The sequence below is a fragment of the Cupriavidus sp. FW305-26 genome (assembly GCF_058787975.1).
In genome coordinates, this window is record NZ_JBYTAH010000132.1 from 1 (window position 1) to 7579 (window position 7579).

The 7579-nt window shown below is 68.8% G+C and carries 8 protein-coding genes; 6 read left to right on the forward strand and 2 right to left on the reverse strand.

Annotated elements, in window-relative coordinates:
- Positions 1-691 precede the first annotated feature (691 nt).
- The 3 genes from AC3WQZ_RS34980 to AC3WQZ_RS34990 are packed head-to-tail and all read left to right on the forward strand — an operon-like array spanning position 692 to position 3359.
- Positions 692-1258 (forward strand): low affinity iron permease family protein, encoded by a 567-nt coding sequence (locus tag AC3WQZ_RS34980; protein WP_037024718.1) that lies wholly within the window; start codon positions 692-694, stop codon positions 1256-1258.
- Positions 1259-1312: 54 nt separating this feature from the next.
- Positions 1313-2506 (forward strand): DUF3182 family protein, encoded by a 1194-nt coding sequence (locus tag AC3WQZ_RS34985; RefSeq protein WP_492302101.1) that lies wholly within the window; start codon positions 1313-1315, stop codon positions 2504-2506.
- Positions 2493-3359, forward strand: coding sequence for an alpha/beta hydrolase family protein (locus AC3WQZ_RS34990; protein WP_492302102.1), 867 nt, complete (start codon positions 2493-2495; stop codon positions 3357-3359). The genes AC3WQZ_RS34985 and AC3WQZ_RS34990 overlap by 14 nt, the downstream gene beginning before the upstream one ends.
- 47 nt (positions 3360-3406) lie before the next feature.
- Here the strand turns inward: AC3WQZ_RS34990 and AC3WQZ_RS34995 are convergent, their stop codons facing one another.
- Positions 3407-4042 carry a ParB-like protein gene (locus AC3WQZ_RS34995; protein WP_492302103.1) on the reverse strand — a complete coding sequence of 212 codons (636 nt, stop codon included), beginning with the start codon at positions 4040-4042 and terminating at the stop codon, positions 3407-3409.
- A gap of 7 nt (positions 4043-4049) precedes the next feature.
- The gene (locus AC3WQZ_RS35000; protein WP_492302104.1) at positions 4050-5117 is read right to left on the reverse strand and encodes a BON domain-containing protein; all 1068 of its coding nucleotides are present in this window, start codon (positions 5115-5117) and stop codon (positions 4050-4052) included.
- A gap of 324 nt (positions 5118-5441) precedes the next feature.
- On the opposite strand from AC3WQZ_RS35000, the gene AC3WQZ_RS35005 reads away from it, so the two are divergent.
- The 3 genes from AC3WQZ_RS35005 to AC3WQZ_RS35015 all read left to right on the forward strand — a co-directional run.
- Positions 5442-6299 (forward strand): SDR family oxidoreductase, encoded by an 858-nt coding sequence (locus AC3WQZ_RS35005; protein ID WP_010810657.1) that lies wholly within the window; start codon positions 5442-5444, stop codon positions 6297-6299.
- 172 nt (positions 6300-6471) lie between these two features.
- Positions 6472-6906: a hypothetical protein gene (locus AC3WQZ_RS35010; protein ID WP_010810656.1), complete on the forward strand. Its 435-nt coding sequence runs from the start codon at positions 6472-6474 to the stop codon at positions 6904-6906.
- Positions 6890-7579 (forward strand): ParB-like protein (locus tag AC3WQZ_RS35015; protein ID WP_492302106.1); only part of this gene is annotated, 690 nt, incomplete at its 3' end. The genes AC3WQZ_RS35010 and AC3WQZ_RS35015, both read left to right, overlap by 17 nt.

Consider the following 7579-nt stretch of genomic DNA (forward strand, 5'->3'; position numbering starts at 1 on the left):
TAGCCGGCGAGTCACTTTTTGTCCGAGCGACAAAAAGTAACCAAAAAACGCGTCGCCTATGCGGCTGGCAATCAATTTCACGGCGTTGGTCATATGGGCGGCCGTGCTTGCCGTTTGGATGTGGTCGCAGTTCGACCCTGCTAACGCCATGTGAGTGTGTGCCAGTGCCTGCGATAACCGGCTTTTGAACGATCCCCAAGTCGGGCGGTGGCCCGCGCTCTCTAGCGTTATCGCATCAACGCCTTCGGCTGCGCTTCGCGCAAGCGCCCAATGACCGTCAGCGCATTTTGGGCCTGCGTAGCAGCCGTAGGCGTCCCCGCGATGCGGCTGGCAGCAGGCGGCCTACACCCTGCATGGGGATCGTTCAATAGTGGGTTAACGGAGGCACTGCCCCACACTCACATGGCGTTAGCAGGGTCGAACGGGCACCCACGCCGAACGGCAAGCACCACCGTGCGAACCACCAACGCCGTGGAATTGATTGCCAGCCGCTCAGGCGACGCGTTTTTTGGTTACTTTTTGTCGCTCGGACAAAAAGTGACTCGCCGGCTACGCCGGCGAAACAGCCACGCCCGCCAAGGGCGAAAACCGACCGCATGGCACCAAGCCAAAGAGCCACGCCCGCCAAGCGCCATAAGCCACCAAATGACGCCAATCACAAACAAGCCACAACTCTGTGGGAGCGCCAACAATGAACAATTCCAGCCCAATCCCTCCAGGCATTGACCATCGATCCGGATCCGGCAAGCATGGCTTGCTGCATGCGTTTGACCGCTTCGCCGGCGCGGCCACGCGCCAGGCCGGATCGCCGGTCGCATTCGTGCTGGCCGTCGGCGTGGTGGCCGCGTGGGCCATCACCGGCCCATTGTTTTCCTATTCCGAGACCTGGCAACTGGTCATCAATACCGGCACCACCATCGTCACCTTCCTGATGGTGTTCCTGATTCAGCAGAGCCAGAACAAGGACGCGGTCGCGGTCCACCTGAAGCTCAATGAACTGCTCGCCTCGCACCGCGAAGCCAGCAATATGCTGGTGTCGATCGAGGACCTGGACGAGGAAGAGCTGCGCCAGCTGGTGACCTTCTATCGCCACCTGGCCGAGCTGGCTGACAAGGAAGACGGTATCAAGTCGAGCCATTCGCTGGACGAGGCGCGCGAGAACCACGCCGCCAAGCGGCAGGCGCGCGCAGCGCGCGGGCGCCGGCTGGACGGCAGCGATGCCGGGAGCCGCTCACCCACCGTGGCACCCAGCTCTTAGCCCATGCGGCCCCTTCCATTCCATCGAGCGACAGCCACCAGCAAGGAGCCGCCCGTGTCCGAACCGAGCAAGGCAACGAATCAAAAGCGCGCCGCCCGGGGCAACCTGCCGGCGCGCAGCCGCGCGGTGATGGTCTACGGTTGCGAGACCCTGGGCAAGGCCGACAGCCACCATGGCACGACCCTTGCCAATATTGCCCGCAAGGTCGCCGACATCACGGGTCTCACCTTTGCAGGCGCCTACGCCGCGCCTGATGCGGGGCTGCCTGTGCCGTACCTGGTGCCCGCGCAGACGCTGGTGGGGCGCAAGCTGGCCCAGGACCTCGGCGTGCGGGGCGCGGGCGACCTGTTTGGCGGGGTGGTGCCTTACGCCTTCGTGGCCACCAAGGCGATCACGCACGGCCTGGTGGCACCCGGCGCGGCAGCACCGCAGGGCTGGTCCGAGGACTTTGTGCAGCGCGTGGTGGGCGCTACCCTGCCGGGCTTCACCGCCTTCACGCTCGGCGACGCGCGGATTGCGGCAATGCGCCTGCTGGCGCTGGGGCCGGTACGGCTGAAAGAACCGTACGGCGTCGGCGGGCTGGGCCAGCGCGTGGTCCACGACGAACGCTCGCTGGACGAGGCGCTTGCCGCGATGGCGCCCGACGTGGTGGAAGCCCATGGCCTGGTGGCGGAGCGCGACCTGGACGCGCCGCAGACCTACAGCGTGGGGCAGGTGGAACTGGCGGGCCTGCGGGCCAGCTATTGCGGCACGCAAGGGCTCACTGCCAATAACCACGGGCAGAAGGTCTATGGTGGCTCGACGCTGACGATGGTGCGCGGCGGCCTCGAGGCGCTGCTGCGGCACCCGTTCGACGCGCGCACGCTGGCCGCGGTGCGGGCCGCGATGGTGTACCACGAAGCCGCGCTCGCGTGCTATGGCGATGCCGGGAACATGGTGCTGTCGCGCTGCAACTACGACGTCGCCTTCGGCCCGCCCGCGGGCAGCGCCGGCCACGGGCAGGTGCTTGGGGGCGTGCTGGAACAGTCCTGGCGGGTGGGCGGCGCGACCGGCGCCGAACTGGCGGCGCTGGCCGCGCTGCGCGAGGATCCGCGCCGCGCCCGCGTGGTGGCTGCCACGCGCGAGGTCTATGGCAAGGGCGTGCGCGTGCCGGACGACGCCGAGATCTACTTCCAGGGAGAAGACCGGCACGCCGGTCCGTTGACCAAATACGCACGACTGGAGCCTGATTCCGATGGCAACGCATGAAGACCTGCTGCAGATAGAAAGCGAAGGCGGCACCATTGCCGGCACCCTGATCAGCCCGCAAACCAGGCTGCCGGGCGTGCTGTTTGTCCACGGCTGGGGCGGCAGCCAGCAGCAATACCTGGCCCGCGCGCGCAAGGTGGCAGGGCTGGGCTGCGTCTGCCTGACCTTCGACCTGACCGGGCACGCCGGCACCCAGGCGCAATACGAGACCGTCAGCCGCATGCGCAACCTGGCCGACGTGGTGGCCGCCTACGATGTGCTGGTGCGCCAGCCCGAAGTGGACCGCAACGCCATCGCGGTGGTGGGCAGCAGCTACGGCGGCTACCTGGCTGCGCTGCTGAGCACGCTGCGCCAGGTGCGCTGGATGGCGTTCCGCGCGCCGGCGCTGTACATGGACTCGGGCTGGGAACTGCCCAAGCGCCAGCTGCATCGCGAACAGGACCTGGTGGCCTACCGGCGCAGCGTGGTGCCGCCCGAGAGCAACCGCGCCCTGCGCGCTTGCGCGGAATTTGCCGGCGACGTGCTGGTGATCGAATCCGAGCACGACCAGGTGGTGCCGCACGCCGCGGTGATGAGCTACGTGGATGCCTGCGTGCACGCCAGCTCCATGACCTACCGCGTGATCAAGGGTGCCGACCACGGCCTGACGGAAGAGGAAAGCCAGCGCGGCTACAGCAGCCTGCTGGTCAACTGGCTGCGCGAGATGATCACCGTTGCGCGCGCCGGCCCGGTCAGCGCCGAGCGCGCCGAGCGGCCCGCGGAGCGGCCCGCACCGCAGGCGGCCACCGGCGAGCCGGGCATGCCGCAGGCCGAGTCCGCAAGCGTGCCGGCGGCGGTATCCGGCACCCAATAGCGGCTTGCGCCATGTCGATGGCAGCAGGCCAGGACAGCTGAACCGGCTCAGTACCCCAATGGGCCGATGTAGCCCGGCAGGCCGCGCGCGCCCGCGGCGTGGGCCAGCCGGAACGCCTGCGCCAGCGCGATGGCAAAGTGATGCGGGGTGTCGAACGGGCCTGCCACGTGGCGGCGGAAATAGTCGGCCCAGCGGAAATCCATATAGGCGGTCTTGACCTTGCGATAGCCGCCGGCCAGCTGCACGAAGGCCTCGAGGCTGCGATACGGGTCGTCGCGCATGTCGTGGATGCCGGCAGGCAGTTCCGTCAGCGGACGGCGGCGCCCGTGTTCGTCGTAAGGGTGGACCATGTGCTCGGCCACCATGTGGCGCCAGAACGCCGGCACGTCCATGTCGCTCAGGTCGGCGCGCACCACGCCCGGCACATGGGTGAGCCCCAGATCGTGCCAGGCGCGCACCCAGTGATGGTGATCGACCACGTACAGGGCCTGTTCCGGACCGATCACCAGGTGTACGCGGTGCCGGTCCAGGAACGCGGCGCGGTCCTCCGGCGGCACGCGCCGGGTGACATGGACCTTCTGCGCGACGTGGTAGCCGCCTACCGTGATCTGGGTGGGACGCAGGGCATCCAGCGGCACCATCAGCTTGCTGTCCGGGCACAGCTTGCGAGGCTGGCGGCGCATGGGCGCATCAACTCTTGTTCAGCGTGCGCTCAGGCGAGATCCCCGAAGTATCGGTGCCGGCCGCATCGTCGCCGCCGACCTCGGAGCCCGCCGCCCACGCGGCGCCTGGCTGGCGCTGCACGCGCAGGTGATTATTCACCTCGGTGACGCCGAACACGGCATCGGCGATGTCCTCGATCACGTACTTCTCGCGGCGCTCGCGCACGGTGCCGTCCAGCGTCACCACGCCGTTGGCCACTTCCACGCTGACATCGTGGACATCGACATAGGGGTTCATCGCCAGGCGTTCGCACACATCCTCGCGTACGCGCTCATCGGCGCGGCGGTAGCCCTTGGGGCCGACCGGACGGCGCCCGGCGCGCTGGCCGCCTGGCGCTCCCGCTTGCGCCGTATAGGACGCGTGGCGCCGGTAGCCCGGATCATCCGGGTACATACGCTGGCCGCCGCTGTACGACTGGCCACCGCTGCCGGCATCGCCAAAATAGCCGCCGCCATAGCTCGGCTGCCCGGCGCGCTGCGCGCGGTCGCGTTCCATGCCTTCGCGCCAGTGCATGGCGCGGCCGCCGCGTTCACCCCATTCTTCTTCACCACCATGCCAGCCGCGGCCAGGCTGGCGCGGGTCATCCTCATCGCTGAGTTCGCTGCGGCGTCCGCGCGGGCCGAAGCGGTCTTCATCGCGGTAGCCATAGCCCGATTCGCGTTCTTCGCTGCGGTAGCCGCTGTCCTGCGGGGCCGGCCGGTAGCCACCATAGCCGCTGCTGTACGGATGGCCGGTGCCGCCCGTGTCGGCCGCGCCATAGCCCGGTTCGCCCCAACTGCCGCGGCGCTGGCCGGCAGGCGTGCCCTGCTGGTACCACGGGCCGCCATGGAGATCGGACTCGCGTTCGCGGCCCGGAGGCGCGGATTGGCCGCTGCTGTCGCCGCGCCAGTCCTCGCCCCATTCCTGTCCCCAGTCCTCCGAGCCGCTGCCCCGGCCCTGGTCGCGCGTCCGTTGCGCCGGGCCGCGCTCGCGGCGCTGCGTTTCGCTGCCGCTGCGGGGGCCGCTGCGGCTGCGCTCGTTGCGGAAGTTGAACATGGTTGCCTCCTGGCTGTGGGGCCCGGGCGTCCTCCGCCGCACTGCCAGGTGCGGCGGGCCCGTGCGGCAACCGCCGCAGGCGCGCCGGGCCGGTGATGTTCATGCCTGCAATGGCCGCAATATCCGTGCCCCGACGCGCGCGCGGGGGCCAGGCGGGCTGGCCGTCCCGGATCGCTGTAAGGATTGCCGGGCGATGTAAGGGTTACGGGCGGCGTGTCAGCCACGGCCGCGGGCCGCGGCGTGGCCCGGGCTCGCCGTTTGCGGCATGGAATTTGCGCGGCACCTGCAAGGGCCGCGATGCGGCCGCGCAGACAGGAGCCAGCCATGTCCACACCGACCAGCATCCCGCCCCAGCACCAGTCGCGACAACCTGGCCTGGAGTCCGCCATGCGGCCGCAGCCGGACAGCGGCGCTGACGACTATGTCGGCAGCGGCCGCCTGCGCGGGCGCGCGGCGCTGATTACCGGCGGCGACAGCGGCATCGGCCGGGCCATTGCGGTGGCCTTTGCGCGTGAAGGCGCCGATGTCGCCATCGCCTATCTCGATGAGCATGCCGATGCGCGCGAGACCGTCGAGCTGGTGGAGGGGGCGGGCCGCAAATGCCTGGCAATCGCCGGCGACCTCGCCGACCGCGCGCATGCCGAGGCCGTGGCGCGACAGGCGTTGCAGCAGTACGGCAAGCTTGACATCCTGGTCAACAACGCCGCCGAGCAACACTCCAAGGCCTCGCTGGAAGAGGTCGACGCCAGCCAGGTGGAGGCCACCTTCCGCACCAATGTGTTTGCGATGTTCCACCTGACGCGCGCGGTGCTGCCGCACCTGAAGTCGGGCGCGTCAATACTGAACACCACTTCGGTGACCGCGTATCGCGGCAGCAAGCACCTGCTGGATTATTCCGCCACCAAGGGTGCGATCGTATCGTTCACGCGTTCCCTGGCGCTGCAGGTGGTCGAGCGCGGCATCCGTGTCAACGGCGTCGCGCCGGGCCCGATCTGGACACCGCTGATCCCGTCGACCTTCACCGCGGAGGAAGTGGCCGAGTTTGGCAAGAAGACGCCGATGGGCCGCCCGGGACAACCGTTCGAGGTGGCGGCGGGCTTTGTATTCCTGGCGTCCGACGCGGCCAGCTATATCACCGGGCAGATCCTGCACATCAACGGCGGCGAGGTCGTCAACGGCTGAGGCGCCAGGGCGGGGCATGTAGTTCCGGGGCCGCCTTTGCAAATATTGCACGCCGGCGTGCGCGCCATGCAGGCCGTGCGCGCGGCGTGCCGCACAGCAGGCGCAGGCGTGGCTCTTGCAATGTGGATGACAGCAGTCATGACCATCGCCACCATCATGGGAGTCAGTCATCATGTCATCGATCGTAGCCGGACGTTTCGATTCGATTGCCAGCGCCGAAGACGTGGCACGTACCCTGTTCTCGCGCGGCTTCTCCGTGTGGGACGTATCCATCATGTCGGTGGGGCCGGACAGTGCGCCGGAAAGCGGCGCGGTGGACCGCGTCATGCTGGCGGCATGCGTCAACAACGGCCTCGATTCCGTTGCCGTGGACGTGCTGCGTGAAGCCGGGGCGAGCGCACTGGAATGCGCGCAAGGCAACTGGGAATGCGGCCAGTGGACGGATTTCAATCCCGCCCGCCACGGCGAGCCCATACGCGGCGGCGAGGGTGAGTACTGGCCACGCCCGCTCGCACGCGAGGCGGTTGCCGAAGAGAGCACCGGCAACGAAGACCCGGGCAGCGAGCTTGAGCACTTCGTCGACCAGAAGCGTGCCGAGAACGACTGAGCGCCGCGTCGCCGCAGCCGACAGCGCTGAACCAGGCACGCCGCGCAGCGCGCGAGGCAACGCCGTTGCCGAACTGGCTCGCCTGCGCCCGACCCAGCTGACGCTCGGTTATGCCCACGTCAGCTACAAGATGGATGTCACGCAGCGCCACGCGAACCCGGACGACCACGCGGCGCTGCGGCGCTTCATGCGCCGCCATCGCGTCAAGACCGTGGCCGGGCCGGGCGGCAGCCTCTATATCATCGATCACCATCACTGGGCGCGGGCGTGGCTGGATCTCGGCTACGAGCAGGCACCCGTGCGCGTGCTGCATGACTTCAGCCGCCTGAGCCCGTCGGCGTTCTGGAAACGGATGCGCCGTCTCGGCCATGTCCATCCCTACGACGAGCACGGCAAGCTGCTGGGCCCGAAGGCGCTGCCGCCCACTGTGCGGGGCATGCGCGACGATCCCTATCGCAGCCTGGCGGCCTTTGCGCGCGAGGCCGGGGCTTACCGCAAGCCTGGCAGCGCTGCCGGCGATTTCTCCTGGGCCGCCTTCCTGCGCGAGCGGGTGGAACAGGACCTGGGCAGCGTTGCGGGATTCGGGCTGGCGCTGGCGGAGTCGATCCGGCTGGCGCGCAGCACCCGGGCAAGACGTTTGCCCGGCTATTGCGGCGGGCCGGCGAGGGGGAGG

Coding starts and splice junctions, on each gene's coding strand:
- AC3WQZ_RS34980 (WP_037024718.1), top strand. CDS start 692: ATGAACAATTCCAGCCCAATCCCTCCAGGCATTGACCATCGATCCGGA.
- AC3WQZ_RS34990 (WP_492302102.1), top strand. CDS start 2,493: ATGGCAACGCATGAAGACCTGCTGCAGATAGAAAGCGAAGGCGGCACC.
- AC3WQZ_RS34995 (WP_492302103.1), bottom strand. CDS start 4,042: ATGCGCCGCCAGCCTCGCAAGCTGTGCCCGGACAGCAAGCTGATGGTG.
- AC3WQZ_RS35000 (WP_492302104.1), bottom strand. CDS start 5,117: ATGTTCAACTTCCGCAACGAGCGCAGCCGCAGCGGCCCCCGCAGCGGC.
- AC3WQZ_RS35005 (WP_010810657.1), top strand. CDS start 5,442: ATGTCCACACCGACCAGCATCCCGCCCCAGCACCAGTCGCGACAACCT.
- AC3WQZ_RS35010 (WP_010810656.1), top strand. CDS start 6,472: ATGTCATCGATCGTAGCCGGACGTTTCGATTCGATTGCCAGCGCCGAA.